Genomic DNA, 22,083 nt, shown 5'->3' on the forward strand with positions numbered 1-22,083 from the left:
GATGACCATCAAACTGCATTGTTTCGGCGTCAGCGGGAACTCGTACAAGGCGGCGCTGGCTCTGGAGTTATCAGGGTTAGAATGGGAAGCCGTCGAAGTCGACTTCTTCAAAGGAGTGACACGCACTCCCGAATTTCGTGCCACTGTCAACGAAATGGGTGAAGCGCCCGTCATGATTGATGGCGACTTTCGCACCAGTCAGTCCGGGGCCATTCAGACTTATATAGCTGAAAAGACAGGCATGTTCGGAGGAAAGACGCAGGAAGAGAAATACGAGGTACTGCGCTGGGTGCTGTGGGACAATCACAAACTCAGCTCGATGGCAGGCCTGACCCGTTTTTTGATCAACTTTCTGCCCGAAGAACATCGCAACCCAGATGTGATCGCATTCAACCAGGGTCGCCTGAAGGCTGCGTATCAAGTCCTGGATGCACATCTGAACGGTCGCGACTGGATCGTTGGGGACGGTGTAACCAATGCTGATCTCAGCTGCTGTGGCTATCTCTACTATCCTGAACCCTTCGGCTTTGACCGCACCGAATGGCCAAATATCGACGCCTGGCTGACACGCTTGTCCCAGCAGCCTGGCTGGAAACACCCCTACGACCTGATGCCCGGCTCTGTGCCGGATCGAGCTTAAGGAGAAAACTATGACCGACGCATATATCTATGACGCCCTGCGTACTCCGCGCGGCAAAGGCCGCAAGGATGGTAGCCTGCACGAGCTGACTTCGGCGCGCCTGTCCTCGCTGACATTGAACGCCGTAAAAGAGCGGAACAATCTAGAGGGCCACGCCGTAGAGGACGTCATCTGGGGCAACGTAACCCAGGTTATGGAACAGGGCGGCTGTCTGGCACGAACCGCAGTGCTGGGTTCTGATCTGGATGAATCGATCCCCGGGCTGGCGATCAACCGGTTCTGCGCCTCGGGCATGGAAGCTGTGAACCTGGCGGCCAACCAGGTCAAAGGCGGCGCAGGCGACGCCTATATCGCAGGTGGGGTCGAGATGATGGGCCGTGTTCCGATGGGCAGCGATGGCGCTGCGATTGCTGCTGACCCTTCACTGGCGATGAACACCTATTTCGTTCCGCAGGGTATCTCGGCTGATATCATTGCGACCGAATACGGGTTCACACGCGATCAGGCTGATGCGCTGGCGATGGAATCGCAGCGCCGTGCAAAAGCTGCGTGGGACGACAACCGGTTCTCTAAATCGGTCATCACCGTTAAGGATCAGAACGGCCTGACCATTCTGGACCATGATGAATACATGCGCCCCGGCACGGACATGCAAAGCCTGGGTGGCTTGAACCCCGCCTTCCAGATGATGGGTGAGCAGATGCCCGGCTTCGACAACGTCGCAAAGCTGAAGTACCCGCATCTGGAAAAGATCAATCATATCCACCACGCGGGTAACAGCTCGGGCATCGTGGATGGTGCGGCGGCAGTTCTGATCGGCAACAAGGAATTCGGCGAGAAATACGGCCTGAAGCCGCGCGCACGCATCAAGGCCACGGCCAAGATCGGCACCGACCCCACCATTATGCTGACCGGTCCGGTTCCGGTGACCGAGAAAATCCTCGCCGACAACGGCATGAAAATCAGCGATCTCGACCTGTTCGAAGTGAACGAAGCCTTTGCCTCGGTTGTTCTGCGCTTCCAGCAGGCATTCGATGTCGATCCGGCTTTGGTCAACGTCAATGGCGGCTCGATCGCAATGGGCCACCCGCTGGGCGCGACCGGCGCGATGATCATCGGCACCCTGCTGGATGAGCTTGAACGTCAGGACAAGGAAACCGGGCTGGCCACGCTTTGCATCGCATCCGGCATGGGTGCAGCAACGATCATCGAGCGCGTCTGATGCCAAAGCTGGATCTCTCTCAGATTCCGTTTCAGGGCGGCTCGGCCTATCCCGGCAAGCTGGCCGAGGCGACCGCAGGCCGTTTTGTTCAGCGCCTCGGGGATGCGGGCGGGCTAACCCAGTACGGTGTGAACATCGTGCGGCTGGAACCGCAGGGCATGTCCTCGCTGCGCCATTACCATATGGAGCAGGACGAGTTTGCAATCGTGCTAAGCGGCACCTGTACGCTGATCGACGACGATGGCGAGCATGAAATGCAGCCCGGCGATTGCGCCGCATGGCCCGCAGGTGAAGCCAACGGCCATCACCTTGTGAACAACACCGATGCGCCTGCAACCTTTCTGGTGGTGGGCACACGGACCCCGAACGAGACCGGCTATTACAGCGACTTAGACATGATGGTGAAGGATGATGAGAACGGATTCTCCTTCACCCGGAAAGATGGCAGCCCGCTAACGGCTGACCAGATTGGAGATGACAATGACTGATTTCACTCTGAGCAAAGACGCGGACGGCGTCGCCATTATCACCTGGGACGTTCCAGGAAAATCCATGAACGTGATGTCTTTTGACGGCTTCGCACAGTTGAGCGATTGCATCGATCAGGCACTTGCCGATGACGAGATCAAAGGCATCGTTATCACCAGCGGGAAAGAAGGATCGTTCGCCGGTGGCATGGACCTGAACCTGCTTGCGGTGATGAAAGAACAGGCGGGCGACAACCCAGCCAAGGGCCTGTTCGAAGGCACCATGAATATGCACGGCGTGCTGCGCAAGATCGAGCTGGCGGGCATGGACCCCAAGACCAAGAAAGGCGGCAAGCCGATTGCAACCGCCCTGCCCGGTACAGCCGCAGGCATTGGCATGGAACTACCGCTGTCGACGCATCGCATCTTTGCAGCTGAGAACCCAAAGGCGAAATACGGCCTGCCTGAAATCATGGTTGGCATCTTCCCCGGCGCTGGTGGCACCACCCGTATGGTCCGCAAGGTCGGTGCGATTGCAGCCGCTCCGCTGTTGCTGGAAGGCAAGATGCTGGACGTCAAAAAGGCGAAAAGTGCAGGCTACATCGATGAGATCGCAGAGGATCCAGTTGCCGCGGCAAAAGATTGGGTGCTGAACGCCAAAGATGCGGACATTGTGAAGCCTTGGGATGCCAAGGGTTACAAAATGCCCGGTGGCGCGCCTTACCACCCTGCCGGTTTCATGAACTTCGTCGGCGCCTCGGCAATGGTGAATAGCAAAACTCAGGGTGCGTTCCCTGCCGCCAAGGCGTTGCTAAGCGCTGTTTACGAAGGTGCGCTGGTTGATTTCGACACCGCGCTGAAGATCGAAGCCCGTTGGTTCACCTCCGTTCTGATGAACCCGTCTTCGGGTGCCATGATCCGATCACTGTTCCTGAACAAGGAAGCCTTGGAAAAAGGCGCCGTGCGTCCTGCGGGCGTACCGGATCAGTCAGTCAAGAAGATCGGTGTTCTGGGCGCTGGCATGATGGGTGCGGGTATCGCACTTGTGTCGGCGCAGGCCGGTATGGAAGTTGTTCTGGTCGACCGCGATCAGGAAGCAGCAGACAAAGGCAAAGCCTATACCGAGACGTACCTGGACAAAGGTATGAAGCGCGGCAAGGTTACGGCTGAAAAGAAAGAGGCCATGCTGGGCCGCATCACCGCGACCCCTGACCTTGATCATCTGAAGGGCTGTGACCTGATCATCGAAGCCGTCTTCGAAGACATGGGCGTCAAGGCCGAGATGACCAAAAAGGTCGAGGCAATCATTCCCGAGGACTGCATCTTTGCCTCGAACACCTCGACCCTGCCGATCAGCGACCTGGCCAAAGCTTCGGTGCGTGCGGATCAGTTCATCGGCATCCACTTCTTCTCGCCCGTCGAGAAGATGTTCTTGGTCGAGATCATCAAAGGCAAGGAAACCGGTGATCGCGCAGTGGCCAAGGCGCTGGACTATGTGCGCCAGATCCGCAAGACGCCGATCGTGGTCAACGATGCCCGCTTCTTCTACGCCAACCGCTGCATCATTCCCTACATCAATGAAGGTGCCCGGATGGTGACCGAAGGCGTCAGCCCGGTTCTGATCGACAACGCGGCACGCCAGTTGGGCTTCCCTGTCGGGCCGATCCAGTTGACTGATGAGACCTCGATTGATCTGGGTGCCAAGATCGCACGCGCGACCAAGGCCGCGATGGGCAACGAATATCCTGAAAGCCCGTCCGATGATCTGATCTTCTGGATGGAAGAACAGGGCCGTCTGGGCCGCAAGGCAAACGCGGGCTTCTTCGACTATGACGAAAAAGGTAAGCGCGTCGAATATTGGAAGGGTCTGCAGGACAAGTATCCGCTGGCAGAGGATCAGCCCGACCTGATCGAAGTGCAGGAACGCCTGATGTTCGCTCAGGTTCTGGAGGCCGTCCGCGCATTGGAAGAAGGCGTTCTGGAAGACATCCGCGAGGGTGACGTCGGCGCAATCTTGGGCTGGGGCTTTGCACCTTGGTCAGGTGGCCCACTGAGCTGGCTGGACATCATCGGCACCCCTTATGCGGCCGAGCGCTGCGATCAGTTGACCGCACAATATGGGGAACGGTTTACCTGCCCGCCGCTGCTGCGTGAGATGGCAGATAAAGGCCAAAGCTTCTACGGGCGTTTCAACCCCGAAGCCAAGGCTGCCTAAACAGTTGGTGCTGGCGTAAGAGACCTTACGCCAGCACCCTGCTTGTCGTGTTTGGTTGGTCTGCCGTTCAGATCACTGGGAGAGGTCGGCCCGGACGACCCGGGCGACGCGCGCCCCTGCTGGGTCTCAAAGGGACAACTTGTTCCAGCGAGATGGGTGCAGGCAGCGCACCCAACGGGTTGGCAAGGGCTGCCACGCGGCCCTCAGTTCGTATATCTTCGACCAATTCCGCCGCTGTTTCGCTTTCGGCAATTTGATAGCCCGCACTTGTGCCGCTGTGGCCGCCGAAACGCCCTGACGGGCAGAAGGCGCGCATGCCGCCTTCCATATAGACCACTTCATCCTCGTCAAAGAACAGTGCGCTGACATCGAATGATGATGCCGGGACGTCCGACTTGATGCGGAACAAACCGCTCAACTTTCGTGCTGCCACAACAGTCAGATCTGCGGTGCCATGCTCCAATGCTATACCCTGTTCAGGCATGATCCAAATCGTACCTGGGCTGTCGACGGCACTTGGGGGTACGCGGACTGGCAAATACTCGATCCGACTTTCTTCGGTAGGAACCGAAATCGTATCGACAGAAATGCGCCTTACTGCCTTAAAGCCGTTCTCGACTGTCCGGATCAGATCACCAGGCTGAATGTCTTCAATCGGCGTCCAGCCGTCGACAGTTGCAACCCTGGTCCCGTGGATCAAGCCGCCACGGCGCGCGTTCAGTTCTACTCTGGTTTCGAATTGTGTCCGGCTTTCCGGAACATCTGAAATACCCATGTCACTCACTACTTCAAACACGTGCCTCCCCCCCTGCTGGCACCAAAAACAATAGATATTCATTAGCATCCAAACCGATCACGCGTCCAAATTTTGACACATTTGAGCCTGATTTGGGTCCCAAACCCCGTTGGATAACGCTAAAAACGGAACAACGATCTGTAATCGCCCGGTATTAAGTCCGGCAGGGAAACTATATTTCTGTCATCTAATCAAAAGAGTATCCGAATCTGTCTATATCTTCAGCGCATGCCTCGGCGACGGCCTCTTGTGATGCGGCTGAATAATAGCTTCGGTAATCTTTCGCCCGCTCTGAACGATTCAGATGCGGCAGCGTGATCCGGAACCCCAGGTGGTCAAACAGAGGCTCTGCGTCCTGATCAAACGCTTCGAGTCTGATGAAATACTGGCACTGCTCGATACCATCGGCTCGCGTCACGTAGTGCCGCGCCGGATGCTGACGGAGCGATTGTTGCGTCGCAGGGTGGCAGACAAATCCTTCAAACGAATGGGCGCGGGCCAGCGCGATTGCGGGGTGATCAAAGCCTTGCACCTTGAGCCAGTGATAATAGCTGACAAGCCGATCCCAGGGATTTCGGACCAGGGTAAAGACTGTCATCCCCGACAACTCATCCGGTGAAAGAACACCTTCGATATCGGCGAGGGTTGAATGTTTCCAAAGGCGGCCACGTGCCGATAGCTGTTTGATCCGCCTATTGCGTTTCTTTGCCTTGGGCGTATCTCCCAGCAAAATATCATCCTTCATCGCGCGCTGTTCCAAAGCCAGCGACAAAGATGTCCCTCCAGTTTTGGGAATGTGGACGAAGATATAAGAGCGACCGCGCGAAATGATCACGATGCGGACTCTGTAGCGGCGGAACGCGTGGACCGCCAGGCCAGCAGAACTCCGGCCGTTGCGATCAGGCATATGCCGAGGATCTGCAGAACACCGATATTCTGCCCAAAGACCCTCCAGGCGAACAAGGGTCCAAATATCATCACCGAGTATTCAAACACCGCCACATAAGAGGTCTCACCGATCTGATAGGATTTGATCAGCATGAATACCGCAATCGTCGACCCTATTGCCTGAACTATAATCCAAGGAATTGCCGGTCCCATTTGCCAGACCCAGCCACGGGTGACGAAGCCCTCCGGCCCAGCGACCGGAACCCCCGGAAACAAGGATAACACGATCAGCCCTACCGCTCCGGCCACTCCCAAGGTTGTCACCATAGCCGCCAGCAATGCCGTTGTGCTTTCCTGCGCGCAGTGGCTTCGGGTGATGACTGAACTGAACGCGTAGAACAGCCCTCCGGCGACCGGCAACAGCGTTTTTGCATCAAACTCGCCGGGATTCGGCTGCAACACGCACAAAATCCCAGCAAACCCTACTGCAACGGCCAGAATACGCCATGGGCCTATCCGTTGCTTCATGGCGACGGTTGTAATCAACAGCACAAAGATCGGCGACGTGAACAAACCCGCCAACGCCTGAGCAATCGGCATCAGCGCAAGCGAGGCAAAATAGAACAACATGGCCAATGTGATGAGAACACTACGCAGGATCACGGGGCCAAGCCTAATCGGGCGCAAGCGGCCCAGCCCAAGCAGTGACAGGCCCATTATCAGCGGTAGCATGAGCAGTGCCCGGCTGAAATGGAACTGCCACAGACCGATCGTTTCGGCCACCAAGATGACCACATTATCAATCACGCCGATGATTGCCATAGCACTGACCATCAGCACCGAGGCCAAAACCGGTGAAGTCTGGGTGTCCGCCTGCATCATTTTCCCCGCGGCATGATGGAGAGCGGTAACAGAATATTCCGCTCGTCTAGGTATCCAGCACATTTCCTGAACATCGCGCAACAGGTTTGCGCCGGTTGAATTTAGCGTGTTAAGCTGGCTCCAATTAAGAACGAGCAGACATCACCCCGATGACGGCACTGAAACAGTTCCAGCGGATCGAAGCCACCGGTCTGTGGCGCCCCTCGCCCGATGTTCAGCGGCGCGAGGTTGTTGTGTCGATTGGCGAAGCGACGCTGACGATATCGGATTTCAACGACCGGGCACTGACGCATTGGTCGCTGGCCGCGTTAGAGCGCCAGAACCCCGGTGTTTTCCCTGCAATTTACCACCCGGATGGCGACCCGCAAGAGACGTTGGAACTGGCCCAATCCGAAACCACGATGATCGAAGCCATTGACCGTCTGCAGCGTGCCATCGACCGGTCACGCCCCCACCCCGGGCGTTTGCGGTGGTTCAGCGTGGCCGGGGTTGTGGCTGCTGTGGCCGCGCTCATGCTGTTGTGGTTACCGTCAGCGTTACAAAACCATGTCGTATCCGTCGTTCCCGAAATCAAACGTATCGACATCGGCGACACGATCCTGAGGCGCATCGAAAGAGTGTCAGGCCGCGCCTGCGTGTCCGAGGGCACTCAGGAAGCACTGGATCATCTGGCTGCAAGAACGGGCGTGCGCGCAATCGTTATCCTACCAGCCGGAGTACAGACCAGCCTGACCCTGCCGGGTGGAGTTGTCCTGTTGAACCGATCTCTGGTCGAAGATCACGAGGACCCCTCGGTCGTGGCCGGGTACATCCTTGCGGAACGTGCACGTGTGCAGGCACAGGACCCACTGGATGATCTGCTGGACCGGACCGGCATCAGATCTGCGTTCCGCCTGCTGACAACCGGTGAGCTGACACCTCAGATTGTCGACAGTTATACCGAAGAAGTTCTATCAGAACCCCGTCCGGCTGTACCAGACGAGAACCTGCTGGAAATTTTTGCCGAGGCAGCTTTGCCCTCGGTCCCCTTTGCCTATGCGACGGACGTCACAGGTGAAACCGTGCTGGGCCTGATCGAGGCCGACCCGATGGCGGGCCAGCCTCTGCAACAGATACTGCCAGATCGCGAATGGGTCCGGCTGCAGAATATCTGCGGCGGATAAGCCCGCTTACTTGGTCCCGAACATCCTGTCACCCGCATCGCCCAGACCTGGCATGATATAGCCTTTTGAGTTCAGCTCACGGTCCAGTGCGGCGGTGACGATGTGAACATCCGGGTGCGCCTCTTTCATGCGGGCAACACCTTCGGGGGCGGCCAACAGGCAGAGGAAACGGATATCCGTCGCGCCAGCCTCTTTCAGCAAATCAATCGCAGCGGCCGAGCTGTTGCCGGTTGCCAGCATCGGGTCGACAGCAATGACCAAACGGTCCTTCAGCCCCTCGGGCGCTTTGAAGTAATATTGGACGGGCTTCAAAGTCTCTTCATCGCGGTACAGGCCAACAAAGCCAACACGGGCCGAGGGGATCAGTTCCAAAACGCCGTCCAGCATTCCGTTACCGGCGCGCAAGATAGAGACCAACGCCAGTTTCTTACCTGCCAGGATGGGGGCGTCCATCTCTTCCATCGGGGTTTCGATATGGCGCGTGGTCAATGGCATTTCCCGCGTGATTTCATAGGCCAGAAGCAAGGTGATCTCACGCAGCAACTGACGGAATTCGGCGGTCGAAGTGACCTTGTCCCGCATGAGCGTCAATTTATGCTGCACCAACGGGTGGTCGACGACGGTCAGGTGTTCGCTCATGATATCTCCAGTCTTTTCTTGACCCGCGCACGGGTCGCTTCATCGCAAAAAGCCGCATTCAGGGCGGTTTCATTCAGGGCGGCAAAATCCTCGGCCTCCCAACCGAAAGCTTTGGCCAACATCTCATATTCACGCCGCATTGTGGTGTGGAAAAACGGCGGATCGTCGGTGGACACGGTGACCTTGACACCTGCCTCGCGCAACTTGGAAATCGGATGGCTGGCAAAGTCGGGAAACAGGCCCAGAACCACGTTCGAGCCCGGGCAAACCTCGAGCGTCACACCACGATCAACGATCTCATGCACAAGGTCGGGATCTTCGATCGCACGCACGCCATGGCCTATGCGTTCAACTCCCAGATCACGGATCGCATCGCGGACACTATCCGGCCCGCCGAACTCTCCGGCATGGGTGGTCAGGCACAGTCCGGCCTCGCGCGCGCAGTCAAACGCCCACTTATAGTCGCCCTGAACCCCCATGGATTCATTGCCCCCCATACCGAACCCAGTAATCCAGTCGCCCGCAGTTTCAGCAGCACAATATGCACTGAGCTTGGCCTGTTGGGGTCCGAAATGCCGGACACAGGTCACCACGCCGCGCAGAGTGATATCGTACTTCCGCTCGGCTTCATCAGCGGCATCCTGAATGGCACTTAGATAGTCGCGCCAGGCCACCAAATCGCCACCGCCACAGAAATCGGGGCTCAGAAAGCTTTCCGAATACACCACCCCGTTCGCCGCGCTTTCTTCAAGAATAGCCAACGTCAGACGGCGGAAATCCTCAGGCGATTTCAGCACTTCACAGGCGGCCTCATATACGCTGAGGAAATGGGCGAAATCCCGGAAATCATATGACCCATCAGGTTTGAAAATCCCGCTGAGGTCGATGCGCTTTTCATGCGCCAGCTGACGGATGAAGGCAGGCGGCGCGGCACCTTCGTGATGCAAGTGCAGTTCAATCTTGGGTAGGTCAACGACAGTCATAGAAAGCTCCGCCCCGGCCCTTGTGCCGGGATATTCAGGTGATGCGCGATACTGGCGGCAATGTCGGCGAATTTGACCTGACCGATCTGCCCCGCACCCTGCCCTGCAATCAGGACAGGTACTTGCTCACGCGTGTGGTCGGTGCCGATCCAGCTTGGGTCGTTGCCGTGATCAGCGGTCAACAACATCAGGTCATCGGGGCGCAACCGGGTCAGAATTGCACCTATCTCTTGGTCAAACCATTCCAGCGCGCGGGCATAGCCGCTGATGTCGCGCCGATGGCCATAGAGACTGTCGAACTCGACAAAATTGGCGAAGGTCAGGCTGCCCTCTTCAGCCTCATCGACCAAATCGGACAGATGACCGATCAAGTCAGCATCCGACCCTTTGCGCAGTGTGTCGATTCCCTGCATGGAAAAGATATCGCCGATCTTGCCCACTGCATGAACACGGCGGCCCGCATCCTGACACCAGTTCGTCAGCACCGGAGCGGGCGGCACGATGGCAAAATCCTTGCGGTTGGTCGTGCGGGTGAACCCTTGTTCGGGCGAGCCGACAAAGGGCCGTGCGATCACACGCCCCACTTTCATCTGGTGCAAACGTGGGGCCAGCGCGCGGCAGAGGTCAAGCAGACGGTCTAGGCCGAAACTTTCTTCATGCGCGGCGATCTGAAAGACACTGTCGGCCGAGGTATAGCAGATCGGCCAACCGGTTCGCATATGCTCGGCCCCCAATTCGGCGATGATCGTGGTGCCCGAGGCGTGGCAATCCCCCAAAATCCCTTCGGTTCCGGCGGCCTCGGCTGCGGCCTTGCTCAGATCAGCCGGAAATGATGGTGTTGTATTTGGAAAGTAATGCCAGTGCCACGGCACAGGCAGCCCTGCTAGCTCCCAATGCCCCGATGGCGTGTCCTTGCCCGGTGAATCCTCACAGGCGCAACCCCACAGACCTGTCGGCTGGGCCAGCAAACCCGGCGTTTCCGCACCCGAGGCCAGCCGTGCCGCAGCACCCAACCCCAGCGCATCCAAATGCGGTAGATGCAAAGGCCCGGATCGCCCCTCTTCCGTCTGACCTTGTGCACAAGCCTGCGCGATATGGGCCAGAGTGTTTGCCCCAGTATCCGGCATGTCGCCATTAAAGAACTGATCAGCATCGGGCGCGCCGCCGATACCCACAGAATCCATCACCACAAGGAAGGCGCGGCTCATGGCGTGATCCTCTCGTGGACAAGGGATGGCACCACTGGTTTACCCGTTCCAAGCGTGATCGCCTTTTGAACAGCATCAGCCGCACGTCGCGCGGCATCCTCGCGGGCGGCATGGACGACAGCCAATGGAACGCCTTTTTCGACCCGGTCGCCCAGTCGCACCAGATCTGACAGCCCGACCGCAGGGTCGATCACATCGCTTTCAACCTGACGTCCGCCACCCAATTCGACAACCGCAAGGCCCAGCGCCTCTCCGTCTATCGTGGTTACATAGCCCGCAGCGGGAGCGGGCACTTCCAGGATCACGCTGGCTTCGGGTAAATAGCGCGACCAATCGTCGACAAAGTGAATGGGTGCCCCAACTGCGGCCATCATGCGGCCAAACCGTTCTGCGGCACGGCCATCGCGGATGACCTTGGCGATTTTGTCCCGGCCTTCTTCTGAAGTGGCAAACATACCGGCGTCAGCCAACAGAACCCCACCCAGTTCGGCAGAGATCACAGCCAACGGCGCGTCAGGCGCTTGGGTCAATACCTTCATGACCTCATCCACCTCAAGTGCATTGCCCAGCGCAGAGGCAAGCGGCTGGTTCATATCGGTTATGACTGCTGAGGTCCGACACCCTGCAGCGTTGGCGGTTTCAGTCAGCGCCTGTGCCAGATTGTGCGCGTCATCAAGGGTTTTCATAAAGGCCCCACTGCCAACCTTAACGTCCAGCACCAGTGCATCCGGGCTGGCTGCAAGCTTTTTCGACAGGATCGACGCGGTGATCAGGTCGAGGCTTTCTACTGTCGCCGTGACATCCCGAATGGCGTAAAGCCGTTTGTCCGCTGGCGCGATTTGCCCGGTGGTGCCGACAATGGCTGCCCCCGTTTCGTTCAGCACCTGCACCAGCCGGTCCTGGCTGATCTGGGTGGTCACACCGGGGATGGATTCAAGTTTGTCCAACGTGCCGCCCGTATGTCCCAGTCCCCGGCCAGAAATCATTGGCACATAGGCCCCAAGCTCGGCCAGTGCGGGGGCCAGTACCAGGCTGACGCTGTCGCCCACACCCCCGGTCGAGTGTTTATCGATTACCGGACCTTCCACATCCCAGTTCAGGACATCGCCGCTGTCGCGCATCGCAATGGTCAGATCGGCACGGCCCTGCGCACCCAACCCACCCATGCAAACCGCCATCGCAAAGGCCCCTGCCTGCGCGTCACTGACCCCACCATCGGCAAGCCCCTGGGCAAACCAGTGCAGTTCCTCGGCGGAGGGTATATCCTTGCGGCGCAACTTTGCGATGATCGAGCGGGCGTCCATGGGGTCAGACAACCTCCATATGCGAGGCGTCAAATGCGCCTGGCAGCAGATCCCCGATAGTGGTTTTCAACTCCGCCCCGTCCAAGCTGGCCAATACCACCTTGACGTCACGCTTGCCGAACTCGGCCAGTTTCTGGCGGCACCCCCCGCACGGCGGTACTGGCTGAGGAGACGACGCGACCACGTAAACCTCGGTCAGTTCCTGCTCGCCAGCAGCGACCATGGCGGCAATGGCTCCGGCCTCGGCGCAAGTGCCTTCGGGATAGGCCACGTTTTCCACATTGCAACCGGAGTAGATCTGCCCCGACAGGGACCGGATCGCCGCGCCGACCTTGAAATTGGAATAAGGCGCATAGGCGTTTTCCCGCACGGACAAGGCTGCGTCTTTCAAGCTCATGGCGATTCCCCATTTTTTGATCATCTGGTCAGAAAGTCATACCCTAAATGAAAGCCCCCGGGGAATTGAAGCCCCGAGCGCAGAATTCCTGAGCCAAAATGCTTAATCCAGAACCGTATTGAACACGCCAGGCAGCGTGACCTCAAGCAGTTCAACATCATCGGTCGGATCAGACAGGCGTGTCCGCATGCCCGGTGGAATGACAAAGGCATCACCTTGTTCCAGCCGATACGGGTCGCGCCCCTCGCCTTCAAGCGTAAGCTCACCGTTCATAACGAAGGTGAAATGAATATCGGTATCATGTTTAGCCCAGGCGGTGTCACCCTGCCCCCGACGCACCACCTGAACGCCTGCGACACCCATCGTGTTCTGGGCAATCGTGGTGTCGCGACAGATGTAGCCCGGCAAACGGAACGGCCCCCATTCTGCCCCCTCGGCCCGGTTGTAGACAAAGCGCTGGCCCTGCCATTCGCGATCCGGGCGGAATTGCGGGGTTGGCAACTGCATTTCGTGGTCGATTTCGGTGACATGTTCGGCGGGAACACCAATTTCGATCACCTGCACATTGTCCGATGCTTCCAACACACGATGGCGGATTTCGGGCGGCTGAATAAAGCAATCGCCGGCGGTCAGGCGCATCTTGTCGCCCTGATCCTCGTAAACCACATCGACCCAGCCATGGATGCAGAAAATCAACTGAAACCCGACCTTGTGGAAATGCACCATGTCCGGAACCGGACCGCCATCGGGAATGCGGATATGGCTGGCAATGATCGACCCGCCCAAGCGATCGGGTACCAGATCGCGATAATGCATTCCGGCGCGCCCGATGACCCACGGGGCCTGATCCTTGAGTCTGCGCACGACAAAGGAATGCACGGTATCCGGCATCACCATCGGCGGGTTCAGTTCATCAATTTCGACACGCGTCCCGTTCGGCGCGACCAAACTGCGCTGGCCAGCCGCAAACTGATCCGGATTTTCGGTCAGAATGCGCAACATTCCGGGCGCCTCGGGTGCATCCTGTTCGATCCGTAATCGCAATCCATGCCCCGAGAACACGGCGACCCGAGGGTCATCAGCCGGATAGATCATATCCATCCGCATCCCCAGTACCTTGGTAAAAAACGGGATGTCGTCACGTAATTCCTGCGTCGGCAGACGAATCTCAGCTTTGGTCTGATTGCTGGTCATTCAAGTTCTCTTCGGTCGTGGCTTTGGGCCATCCGATCAGAACAGAAGCCAAAATGCCAATCGAAAAGAACATCTCAAGCGTTTCTTCCAACACAAACAAACGCATGATCATCTGGTCCGACAGGTCGTCTTTCAGTGCGCCACTGACTTCTTCCAACCCCTGCGCAACCACCGCACACATACCGGCCAGAAAGAACACCATTAGAAACGGGACCCGATGCTTGAACGCACGCCACCCGTTTGGCACCCCGTGCCAGAGCAAGCCGCCCAGAACCAAAACAGCCAGGATGACGCGAACCGCGTTCATATCGAGCAGCGTGTCCAGCCCATTCAGAATCTCATATGGCAAGCTATCTACGGCATAGATATCCGCAGCAAGTTCGCGCTCTGCCAGCAGCAAACAGACGAGACCGATATAGAGACGGGAAATCCCGCGATACCGGAAAAGCGCAATGCCCCCGGCCAGAACAAGCGCCGCGGCCGAAATGGATTCGAACGGGCCACCCTCATGGCTGAGGGACATCGCCTGCACCGGCCAGATACAGAGGACCACCAAGATCAGCAACGCAACTCCAATCGCTGCACGAAACAGCGGCTGGTCCAGCCCAAAGGACCGCTTGGTATCGGTTGTGACGGGTATCGACTGAGATTGTTTTTCCGGGGTCATCTTGGGCCTTCGATCTCCTGTGGAAGCGGTGCCGAATATGAAGATGCGCGACCGTAACCATATTAGAACATAATTCAACCTACGGCCGTGTTTGGCAAAAATCCATTTATGAAGTGACGTCACGTAGCCAAGGCGCCAGAAATAGTTTAACCCTTCAACCAAATTCGGAACGGAGATGAATTGCCTATGTCTGACACTCCCAACCTGCGACAGGCCGCGCTTGATTATCACGCTCACCCAAAGCCTGGAAAGCTCGAAATCAGGGCTACGAAACCCATGGCCAACGGTCGGGATCTGGCGCGCGCCTACTCGCCCGGCGTCGCCGAGGCCAGCCTGGAAATCAAGGCCGACCCATCCAACGCCGAGCTTTACACTGCGCGGGGCAATCTTGTTGGCGTGGTCTCGAACGGAACAGCAGTGCTGGGCCTGGGCAATATAGGCGCTCTGGCTTCTAAGCCGGTGATGGAAGGCAAAGCGGTTCTGTTCAAGAAATTCGCAGGGATCGACTGTTTCGACATCGAGGTTGACCAATCCGACCCCGAAAAGCTGGCCGATATCGTTTGCGCGCTGGAACCCACGTTCGGGGCAATCAATCTTGAGGACATCAAAGCCCCCGATTGTTTTATTGTCGAAAAACTGTGCCGCGAGCGGATGAACATCCCCGTTTTTCACGATGACCAGCACGGCACCGCAATCGTCGTGGGCGCCGCTGCCAAGAACGCGCTGTACGTTGCCGGGAAAAAGTTCGAGGATATCAAAATCGTCTCGACCGGCGGAGGCGCGGCTGGGATCGCCTGCCTGAACATGCTGGTGAAGCTGGGTGTGAAACGCGAAAACATCTGGCTGTGTGACATTCACGGGCTTGTCTATGAAGGGCGAGCCGAGGACATGAACCCGCACAAGAGCCAATTTGCGCAAAAGACTGATCTGCGCACGCTGGATGACGTGATCGGGGATGCCGATCTGTTTCTGGGGCTTAGCGGACCGAATGTCCTGAAACCCGAAATGGTCGCGAAAATGGCCAACAGACCAATCATCTTCGCGCTGGCTAACCCGACGCCCGAGATTCTGCCGGACGCAGCTCGCGAAGTGGCCCCCGATGCGATCATCGCAACCGGTCGCAGTGATTTTCCCAATCAGGTGAACAACGTTCTGTGCTTTCCTTTCATCTTCCGGGGCGCCCTGGATGTTGGTGCGACCGAAATTAACGACGCTATGCAGATCGCCTGCGTAGACGGTATCGCTGATATGGCCCGGGCAACGACCAGTGCAGAAGCCGCCGCCGCCTATAAGGGCGAGCAACTGACCTTCGGACCTGACTATCTGATCCCAAAACCTTTTGACCCGCGCCTCGTCGCTGTTGTGTCCTCGTCAGTGGCCCGGGCGGCTATGGACAGTGGCGTTGCCAGGCGTCCGATTCCAGATATGGAGGCCTATAAAGAGCGCCTGAACCAGACGGTTTTCAAATCCGCCCTGATCATGCGCCCGGTTTTCGAGGCCGCAGCAGCTGCGTCGCGCCGAATAGTATTTGCCGAGGGCGAGGACGAACGTGTGCTGCGCGCCGCTCAGGCCATTCTGGAAGAAACCACGGAAACACCGATCCTGATCGGACGTCCCGAAGTCATCGAAGCGCGATGCGAGCGCCTGGGCCTGACCGTGCGTCCCGGCGAGGATTTTCAGATCGTGAACCCGGAACATGACAATCGCTACTATGATTACTGGACCTCATATCACCAGATCATGCAGCGCCGCGGTGTCACCCCTGATCTGGCCAAGGCCATCATGCGCACCAACAGCACAGCCATTGGGGCGATCATGGTCCAGCGTGGCGAGGCCGACAGCCTGATCTGCGGAACCTTTGGCGAATACCGCTGGCACCTAAGCTATGTCGAACAGGTGTTGGCCAATGGCGACCTGCGCGCACATGGCGCTTTGTCTCTGATGGTTCTTGAAGACGGCCCCTTGTTCATCGCCGATACACATGTGAGGCAATTACCAACGCCTGCAGAGCTTGCCGAAACCACCCTGGGCGCGGCCCGTCATGTCCGGCGTTTCGGGTTGGAGCCAAAAATCGCGTTCTGTTCGCAATCTCAATTCGGCAATCAGGCCGAAGGCTCGGGCAAGCGCCTGCGGGCCGCTTTGGAGATTCTGGACTCGGAGCCGCGCGATTTCACATATGAGGGTGAGATGAATCTGGACGTAGCGCTTGACCCTGAACTGCGGTCGCGCATCTTCCCGCATTCACGTCTAGAAGGTGTCGCCAACGTCCTGATATTTGCCCACGCAGATGCCGCCAGCGGTGTGCGCAACATCCTGAAGATGAAGGCCAACGCGCTGGAAGTTGGCCCGATCCTGATGGGTATGGGCAACAAGGCACATATCGTGACCCCCTCGATCACCGCACGCGGGTTACTGAACATGGCGGCGATCGCAGGAACGCCTGTCGCTCATTACGGGTAAAGGGTCACGGATCCCCTCCGGGCACCGAAACAGGTGCCCGGACTGATTCCTTCATATTTGCACCAATACATTTGCAGTTTTGCAAAACTGTGAATTCGGCGCGCAAAATCCATAAATTGCCGACAGGTTTGCAAAAATTAGCAGGGAAATTCTTATACATCTGCAAATATTTTGCGATAAAGTGACGCCCCGTCACTTCGACCGCTTGTCTGCCCCCTATACCCCGCCCTAGACACGGTGCAGGGATTTTTCGGAGGAGACCAAAGTGGCATATCAGGACGTTTACCAGAGCTGGAAATCCGATCCAGAGGCATTCTGGATGGAAGCTGCAAAAGGAATTGATTGGGTTCGGCCACCCAGCAAGGCTTTGTTTGACGACAATGCTCCTCTTTATGAATGGTTCTGTGATGCCAGGGTCAACACCTGCTGGAATGCAGTTGATCGCCATGTCGAGAATGGTCGCGGTGAACAGACGGCCATCATCTATGACAGCCCAATCACCCACACCAAGCGCGAGATCTCATATGTCGAACTGCGCAATCGGGTCGCTACTTTGGCCGGGGCATTGCGGGCAAAAGGTGTCGAAAAGGGCGACAGGGTTATCATCTATATGCCGATGATCCCCGAAGCGCTTGAGGCGATGTTGGCCTGTGCCCGGCTGGGTGCGGTGCACTCGGTTGTGTTTGGTGGCTTTGCAAGCAACGAATTGGCGGTCCGTATTGATGACGCCAAACCAAAAGCAATCATCGCCGCTTCTTGCGGGATGGAGCCGGGCCGTGTGGTGCATTATAAACCGCTGCTTGACGGTGCCATCGAACTTGCCAGCCACAAGCCCGATTTCTGCGTGATATTCCAGCGCGAACAAGAGGTTGCGCATTTGATCGAGGGGCGTGATTTCAACTGGCACGGGTTCCAGTACGGTGTTGAGCCTGCGGAATGTGTTCCTGTCGATGGCAATGATCCAGCTTATATCCTGTATACATCGGGCACGACCGGAGCGCCCAAAGGGGTTGTGCGGCCAACTGCCGGTCATCTGGTCGCGCTGAACTGGACGATGAAGAACATCTATAACGTAGACCCCGGCGATGTGTTCTGGGCGGCCTCGGATGTCGGCTGGGTCGTTGGCCACTCATACATCTGCTACGCGCCGCTGATCCACGGCAACACCACGATAGTGTTCGAGGGCAAGCCGGTTGGAACCCCAGACGCAGGAACCTTCTGGCGGGTGATATCCGAGCATAATGTTCGCAGTTTCTTCACTGCTCCCACCGCAATCCGCGCGGTCAAACGTGAAGATCCCAAGGGGGAATTAATCCCTGAATACGACCTCTCCTGCCTGCGAGCCCTGTTTCTGGCCGGAGAGCGGGCGGATCCCGACACGATCGAATGGGCCAAAGACGCGCTGAACGTTCCGGTCATCGACCATTGGTGGCAAACCGAAACCGGTTGGACCATCGCGGGCAATCCGCTGGGGATTGAAGAACTGCCAACCAAGCTAGGGTCACCTGCCAAGCCGATGCCCGGTTACGATGTGCAGATCCTGGACGAAGGTGGCCACCCGATGAAACCCGGAGAGCTGGGCGCGATTGCGGTAAAGCTGCCCCTGCCCCCCGGCACTCTGCCAACGCTGTGGAACGCCGAAGACCGGTTCAAAAGCTCGTACCTGAATCACTTTCCCGGATATTATGAAACCGGCGATGCGGGCATGGTTGATGAGGACGGGTACCTCTACATCATGGCGCGCACCGATGACGTGATCAACGTCGCGGGCCATCGTCTGTCCACCGGCGGCATGGAAGAGGTTCTGGCCGCGCACCCTGACGTTGCCGAATGCGCCGTGATCGGTGTGTCGGATCAGCTGAAGGGCCAGATGCCGGTTGGCTTCTTGTGCCTAAATGCGGGCTGTGATCGGGACCACGGTGACGTCGTTCAGGATGTCGTCAAGTTGGTTCGCGAAAAGATCGGACCGGTCGCTGCCTTCAAGCTGGCCGTGGTTGTCGACCGGCTGCCCAAGACGCGGTCGGGCAAGATATTGCGCGGAACCATGGTCTCGATTGCGGATGGCAAGGACTACAAGATGCCCGCCACCATCGACGATCCGGCGATTCTGGACGAGATCACCGAGGCCCTCAAATCCATCGGCTACGCCCAGTAGAAAATCGGCGCGCCTGCCGCCTCTTGCAACCTGACACCGGGCCTCTACTGTCTGACCAAGACAGTGAGGCCCCATGACAGAAACCGACATCTGGCGTCTGAACGCCACCGATCTGACCGCGTTGACGCGCAACAGGGAAATCAGCGCGGAAGAGGCCGTCAAAGCCTCCATCGACCGGATGCAACAGGTCAATCCTGCGCTGAATGCGGTTGTTGAAGATCTGAGTTCACAAGCGCTGGACCGTGCGCGAAATCTGGATAAGGCGGTCAGTGGCGGAGAGCAGCCTGGCCCCCTGCATGGTGTGCCGGTCACCATCAAGATCAACGTCGATCAAAAAGGACATGCGACCTCGAATGGGGTCGTTGCCCTGAAAGACGTGATCGCCCCGGATGATGCGCCGGTTGTTTCCAACCTGCAAAAGGCGGGCGCCATCGTCATCGGTCGCACAAACACGCCCGAATTTTCATTCCGTGCTGACACAGACAACGAACTGCATGGCCGCACGTATAACCCCTGGGGGCGTCATATCTCGCCCGGGGGATCTTCTGGTGGCGCGGGCGCGGCTGTGATGGCTGGGATCGGTGCGCTGGCCCATGGCAACGATATAGGGGGCAGCCTGCGATTTCCTGCCGCCGCCAATGGGGCGGTCACCGTCAAACCGGGTCTGGGTCGTGTTCCGGCGTGGAATCCCAGCCAATCGGCAGAACGGGGCATACTGGCACAATCGATGTCGGTGCAGGGTCTGATCACGCGCTCCGCAGCGGACCTGCACCTGTCCATGCCCAGCTTGATCGCGCCCGATCCGCGCGATCCGTTTCACGTGCCGATGCCGTGGCGGGGTGAGGACCAAACCGGCCCGATCAAGGTCGCCTTCACCAAGCAGACCTTTGGATACGATTTGCATCCCGAAGTCGGCAAGGCTCTGGATACGGCACGCGATGCATTGATCGAAGCAGGCTATGTAGTGGAAGAGGTCGCACCACCCGATATCTTTGAAGCTGGTCGTGGTGGGTACCGCGCCCTGATGGGTGAAGTTCTGACCTTGTTGAAAGCCGATATCGAGGCTGCGGGATCAAAAACAATCCGCGACATATTCGAGGTCTACTTTCAGGAATTCCCACCCATAGTTGGCACAGACCTTATCGAAATGCTGGCCAAACGCAGCCACTATGCGCGCGAGTGGTCTCTGTTCATGCAAAACTATCCTCTGGTCCTGTCACCATTCCTGCCACAGCCGTTCTTCAAACCGGACCGAGACACCGAGGGCGCCGAGGGCGTGCATGAAGTTCTGGGCTGTGCGGTCTATTCCTATGCGATGAACTTCATCGGCCTGCCCGCGGCATGTGTTCCGGCGCGGCTGGCCGAGCTGCCGCATGGGCCGCAGCCGATCAACATCCAGATCGCAGCCCGCAGATGGCGCGAGGATATGGCCGTAGACGCCGCCGCGGCAATAGAAGACCGGGTGGGGCAAATGTGCCTGCCATTGTGGAAGAAAATGGGGACGTCCTTCTAAATAAACGTTGTCCAAAAAAATTGACCCCGGGGTTTTGTACCCGGGGTCCGCTTTCTAAAATATGCCTAGAAATCCGATAACGAGCGTAGCACCACCTACCCTCGCCCGCACATAAACTGCACGTTCATTTCGAAACCGCCGTTGATGGCCACTCACTTCCACCATGGCGTGTTCTCCAGGCAAGTTCACAGTACCTTAATGTTAATCGGATTCATGTGAACTGGTTCACACAAGCGCGATTAATTCGTACCTGACCTTCCATTTAGGTGAACTGTTCCGAAATCAGACGCTCTTCCAGGCCGTGGCCCGGGTCGAACAGGATACGGTGCCGAATCGCCGGTTCAGATCGAATTTCGACCCAATCAATATCCGGAAATGAATTTGAATCCGCATCCGCCATGACCGGCCGCTTGTCCGCGTCCAACACATCGAACCGAACCTGGGCGATTTTGGGCAGCAGCGCGCCCCGCCAGCGTCGCGGACGAAAGGCTGCAATCGCTGTCAGGGCTAGAACATCCGATCCAATCGGCAGGATTGGCCCATGCGCGGAATAGTTATAAGCCGTCGATCCTGCTGGCGTTGACAGCAAAGCGCCATCGCAAACCAATTCATCCATGCGCACGCGACCGTCCACACTGATCCTCAGCCGCGCCGCCTGAGGGCCTGCCCTTAGCAAAGAGACCTCATTGATGGCTAGCGCCTCATGGATCTTTCCGGACTGATCCATCGCGCGCATCGCCAGCGGGTTGATGACCTCTTCTTCAGCGGCGGAAAGACGGTCCATCAGATCTTCTTCGTGGAACTCGTTCATCAGGAACCCGATTGTTCCACGATTCATGCCATATACGGGCGTATCGAGGTGCTGCATGTTGTGCAAAGTGTGCAGCATAAAGCCGTCCCCACCCAGCGCGACAATTACACCTGCATCACGCGGCGCCGCATTGCCATAGCGCCTGACCAGTTTGTCGCGTGCGGTTTGAGCCACCTTGGCGTCGCTGGCAAGAAAAGCGATTCTTTGAATCATCTATTGTGGTTTCCAGTGCTGCACATTTGGTTCCGAAACAATCATACCTTTCCCCTATAGACCAGACTTGACGCCACCGTTGGCCAAATCGTCGCTTTAAGCCTTTTGCCGATGCCCCGTTTCCGATAGGAAATCCGCAAGAAATCCCAGCATTGTGGAGCCCCCATGAACGCCAATCTACGTGATACCGGTTTTTTCACCCAGTCTCTCTCAGCGCGCGACCCAGAGCTGTTCGGCTCGATCACGTCCGAGCTGGGCCGTCAGCG

19 protein-coding genes are annotated in these 22,083 nt (G+C 57.7%); 8 read left to right on the plus strand and 11 right to left on the minus strand.

Annotated features, from left to right (window positions below; translation table 11 throughout):
• Position 1 precedes the first annotated feature (1 nt).
• From AC2FIM_RS05230 to AC2FIM_RS05245, 4 genes are read left to right on the plus strand one after another with little or no spacing between them, the layout of a single operon-like run.
• Positions 2 to 640: a glutathione S-transferase family protein gene (locus tag AC2FIM_RS05230; protein WP_496707884.1), complete on the plus strand. Its 639-nt coding sequence runs from the start codon at positions 2 to 4 to the stop codon at positions 638 to 640.
• Between the two features lie 10 nt (positions 641 to 650).
• Positions 651 to 1,862: an acetyl-CoA C-acetyltransferase gene (locus AC2FIM_RS05235; protein ID WP_142632809.1), complete on the plus strand. Its 1,212-nt coding sequence runs from the start codon at positions 651 to 653 to the stop codon at positions 1,860 to 1,862.
• Positions 1,862 to 2,350 carry a cupin domain-containing protein gene (locus tag AC2FIM_RS05240; protein ID WP_496707883.1) on the plus strand — a complete coding sequence of 163 codons (489 nt, stop codon included), beginning with the start codon at positions 1,862 to 1,864 and terminating at the stop codon, positions 2,348 to 2,350. Before AC2FIM_RS05235 ends, AC2FIM_RS05240 begins: the two co-directional genes overlap by 1 nt.
• Positions 2,343 to 4,544 carry a 3-hydroxyacyl-CoA dehydrogenase NAD-binding domain-containing protein gene (locus AC2FIM_RS05245; RefSeq protein WP_496677960.1) on the plus strand — a complete coding sequence of 734 codons (2,202 nt, stop codon included), beginning with the start codon at positions 2,343 to 2,345 and terminating at the stop codon, positions 4,542 to 4,544. Before AC2FIM_RS05240 ends, AC2FIM_RS05245 begins: the two co-directional genes overlap by 8 nt.
• Positions 4,545 to 4,611: 67 nt before the next feature.
• On the opposite strand, the gene AC2FIM_RS05250 is transcribed toward AC2FIM_RS05245, so the two are convergent.
• From AC2FIM_RS05250 to AC2FIM_RS05260, 3 genes are all read right to left on the minus strand, one after another.
• On the minus strand, positions 4,612 to 5,340 hold the full coding sequence (locus tag AC2FIM_RS05250) for a Hint domain-containing protein (protein ID WP_246097113.1): 729 nt from the start codon (positions 5,338 to 5,340) through the stop codon (positions 4,612 to 4,614).
• Between the two features lie 187 nt (positions 5,341 to 5,527).
• Positions 5,528 to 6,175: a sulfotransferase family 2 domain-containing protein gene (locus AC2FIM_RS05255; RefSeq protein WP_142632803.1), complete on the minus strand. Its 648-nt coding sequence runs from the start codon at positions 6,173 to 6,175 to the stop codon at positions 5,528 to 5,530.
• Positions 6,172 to 7,107 carry a DMT family transporter gene (locus tag AC2FIM_RS05260; protein ID WP_271948019.1) on the minus strand — a complete coding sequence of 312 codons (936 nt, stop codon included), beginning with the start codon at positions 7,105 to 7,107 and terminating at the stop codon, positions 6,172 to 6,174. Before AC2FIM_RS05260 ends, AC2FIM_RS05255 begins: the two co-directional genes overlap by 4 nt.
• A 152-nt stretch (positions 7,108 to 7,259) precedes the next feature.
• Between AC2FIM_RS05260 and AC2FIM_RS05265 the strand changes: the two genes are divergently transcribed.
• Positions 7,260 to 8,273: a hypothetical protein gene (locus AC2FIM_RS05265; protein WP_496677962.1), complete on the plus strand. Its 1,014-nt coding sequence runs from the start codon at positions 7,260 to 7,262 to the stop codon at positions 8,271 to 8,273.
• A gap of 6 nt (positions 8,274 to 8,279) precedes the next feature.
• Here AC2FIM_RS05265 and upp read toward each other — a convergent pair whose 3' ends face one another.
• The 7 genes from upp to AC2FIM_RS05300 form a co-directional block, all read right to left on the minus strand.
• Entirely contained in the window at positions 8,280 to 8,912 is a 633-nt protein-coding gene (gene upp, locus AC2FIM_RS05270) for a uracil phosphoribosyltransferase (RefSeq protein ID WP_281994363.1), read from the minus strand.
• Entirely contained in the window at positions 8,909 to 9,895 is a 987-nt protein-coding gene (locus AC2FIM_RS05275) for an adenosine deaminase (RefSeq protein WP_282027861.1), read from the minus strand. The genes upp and AC2FIM_RS05275 overlap by 4 nt, the downstream gene beginning before the upstream one ends.
• The gene (locus AC2FIM_RS05280; protein ID WP_496677964.1) at positions 9,892 to 11,103 is read right to left on the minus strand and encodes a phosphopentomutase; all 1,212 of its coding nucleotides are present in this window, start codon (positions 11,101 to 11,103) and stop codon (positions 9,892 to 9,894) included. The genes AC2FIM_RS05275 and AC2FIM_RS05280 overlap by 4 nt, the downstream gene beginning before the upstream one ends.
• Positions 11,100 to 12,407, minus strand: a complete 1,308-nt coding sequence (locus tag AC2FIM_RS05285) for a thymidine phosphorylase (RefSeq protein ID WP_496677965.1) — start codon at positions 12,405 to 12,407, stop codon at positions 11,100 to 11,102. The genes AC2FIM_RS05280 and AC2FIM_RS05285 overlap by 4 nt, the downstream gene beginning before the upstream one ends.
• A 4-nt stretch (positions 12,408 to 12,411) precedes the next feature.
• Positions 12,412 to 12,804: a cytidine deaminase gene (locus tag AC2FIM_RS05290; RefSeq protein ID WP_496677966.1), complete on the minus strand. Its 393-nt coding sequence runs from the start codon at positions 12,802 to 12,804 to the stop codon at positions 12,412 to 12,414.
• 102 nt (positions 12,805 to 12,906) lie between these two features.
• Positions 12,907 to 13,998 carry a cupin domain-containing protein gene (locus AC2FIM_RS05295; protein WP_271948028.1) on the minus strand — a complete coding sequence of 364 codons (1,092 nt, stop codon included), beginning with the start codon at positions 13,996 to 13,998 and terminating at the stop codon, positions 12,907 to 12,909.
• The gene (locus AC2FIM_RS05300) at positions 13,973 to 14,665 is read right to left on the minus strand and encodes a hypothetical protein (RefSeq protein ID WP_496731800.1); all 693 of its coding nucleotides are present in this window, start codon (positions 14,663 to 14,665) and stop codon (positions 13,973 to 13,975) included. The genes AC2FIM_RS05295 and AC2FIM_RS05300 overlap by 26 nt, the downstream gene beginning before the upstream one ends.
• Positions 14,666 to 14,851: 186 nt before the next feature.
• Between AC2FIM_RS05300 and AC2FIM_RS05305 the strand changes: the two genes are divergently transcribed.
• From AC2FIM_RS05305 to AC2FIM_RS05315, 3 genes are all read left to right on the plus strand, one after another.
• Entirely contained in the window at positions 14,852 to 17,125 is a 2,274-nt protein-coding gene (locus AC2FIM_RS05305) for an NADP-dependent malic enzyme (protein ID WP_142632785.1), read from the plus strand.
• Positions 17,126 to 17,390: 265 nt separating this feature from the next.
• Positions 17,391 to 19,280: a propionate-CoA ligase PrpE gene (gene prpE, locus AC2FIM_RS05310; protein ID WP_271948034.1), complete on the plus strand. Its 1,890-nt coding sequence runs from the start codon at positions 17,391 to 17,393 to the stop codon at positions 19,278 to 19,280.
• A 73-nt stretch (positions 19,281 to 19,353) separates the two neighbouring features.
• Positions 19,354 to 20,793, plus strand: coding sequence for an amidase family protein (locus AC2FIM_RS05315; RefSeq protein WP_271948036.1), 1,440 nt, complete (start codon positions 19,354 to 19,356; stop codon positions 20,791 to 20,793).
• A 262-nt stretch (positions 20,794 to 21,055) separates the two neighbouring features.
• Here AC2FIM_RS05315 and AC2FIM_RS05320 read toward each other — a convergent pair whose 3' ends face one another.
• The gene (locus tag AC2FIM_RS05320; protein ID WP_142632779.1) at positions 21,056 to 21,817 is read right to left on the minus strand and encodes an NAD kinase; all 762 of its coding nucleotides are present in this window, start codon (positions 21,815 to 21,817) and stop codon (positions 21,056 to 21,058) included.
• Between the last annotated feature and the right edge of the window lie 266 nt (positions 21,818 to 22,083).

The organism is Ruegeria sp. CDSC052 (assembly GCF_059610685.1).

Excerpts from the sequence above, each read along its gene's own strand:
- AC2FIM_RS05230 (WP_496707884.1), top strand. The coding sequence starts at position 2 with ATGACCATCAAACTGCATTGTTTCGGCGTCAGCGGGAACTCGTACAAG.
- AC2FIM_RS05235 (WP_142632809.1), top strand. The coding sequence starts at position 651 with ATGACCGACGCATATATCTATGACGCCCTGCGTACTCCGCGCGGCAAA.
- AC2FIM_RS05240 (WP_496707883.1), top strand. The coding sequence starts at position 1,862 with ATGCCAAAGCTGGATCTCTCTCAGATTCCGTTTCAGGGCGGCTCGGCC.
- AC2FIM_RS05245 (WP_496677960.1), top strand. The coding sequence starts at position 2,343 with ATGACTGATTTCACTCTGAGCAAAGACGCGGACGGCGTCGCCATTATC.
- AC2FIM_RS05260 (WP_271948019.1), bottom strand. The coding sequence starts at position 7,107 with ATGCAGGCGGACACCCAGACTTCACCGGTTTTGGCCTCGGTGCTGATG.
- AC2FIM_RS05265 (WP_496677962.1), top strand. The coding sequence starts at position 7,260 with ATGACGGCACTGAAACAGTTCCAGCGGATCGAAGCCACCGGTCTGTGG.
- upp (WP_281994363.1), bottom strand. The coding sequence starts at position 8,912 with ATGAGCGAACACCTGACCGTCGTCGACCACCCGTTGGTGCAGCATAAA.
- AC2FIM_RS05275 (WP_282027861.1), bottom strand. The coding sequence starts at position 9,895 with ATGACTGTCGTTGACCTACCCAAGATTGAACTGCACTTGCATCACGAA.
- AC2FIM_RS05280 (WP_496677964.1), bottom strand. The coding sequence starts at position 11,103 with ATGAGCCGCGCCTTCCTTGTGGTGATGGATTCTGTGGGTATCGGCGGC.
- AC2FIM_RS05285 (WP_496677965.1), bottom strand. The coding sequence starts at position 12,407 with ATGGACGCCCGCTCGATCATCGCAAAGTTGCGCCGCAAGGATATACCC.
- AC2FIM_RS05290 (WP_496677966.1), bottom strand. The coding sequence starts at position 12,804 with ATGAGCTTGAAAGACGCAGCCTTGTCCGTGCGGGAAAACGCCTATGCG.
- AC2FIM_RS05295 (WP_271948028.1), bottom strand. The coding sequence starts at position 13,998 with ATGACCAGCAATCAGACCAAAGCTGAGATTCGTCTGCCGACGCAGGAA.
- AC2FIM_RS05300 (WP_496731800.1), bottom strand. The coding sequence starts at position 14,665 with ATGACCCCGGAAAAACAATCTCAGTCGATACCCGTCACAACCGATACC.
- AC2FIM_RS05305 (WP_142632785.1), top strand. The coding sequence starts at position 14,852 with ATGTCTGACACTCCCAACCTGCGACAGGCCGCGCTTGATTATCACGCT.
- AC2FIM_RS05315 (WP_271948036.1), top strand. The coding sequence starts at position 19,354 with ATGACAGAAACCGACATCTGGCGTCTGAACGCCACCGATCTGACCGCG.
- AC2FIM_RS05320 (WP_142632779.1), bottom strand. The coding sequence starts at position 21,817 with ATGATTCAAAGAATCGCTTTTCTTGCCAGCGACGCCAAGGTGGCTCAA.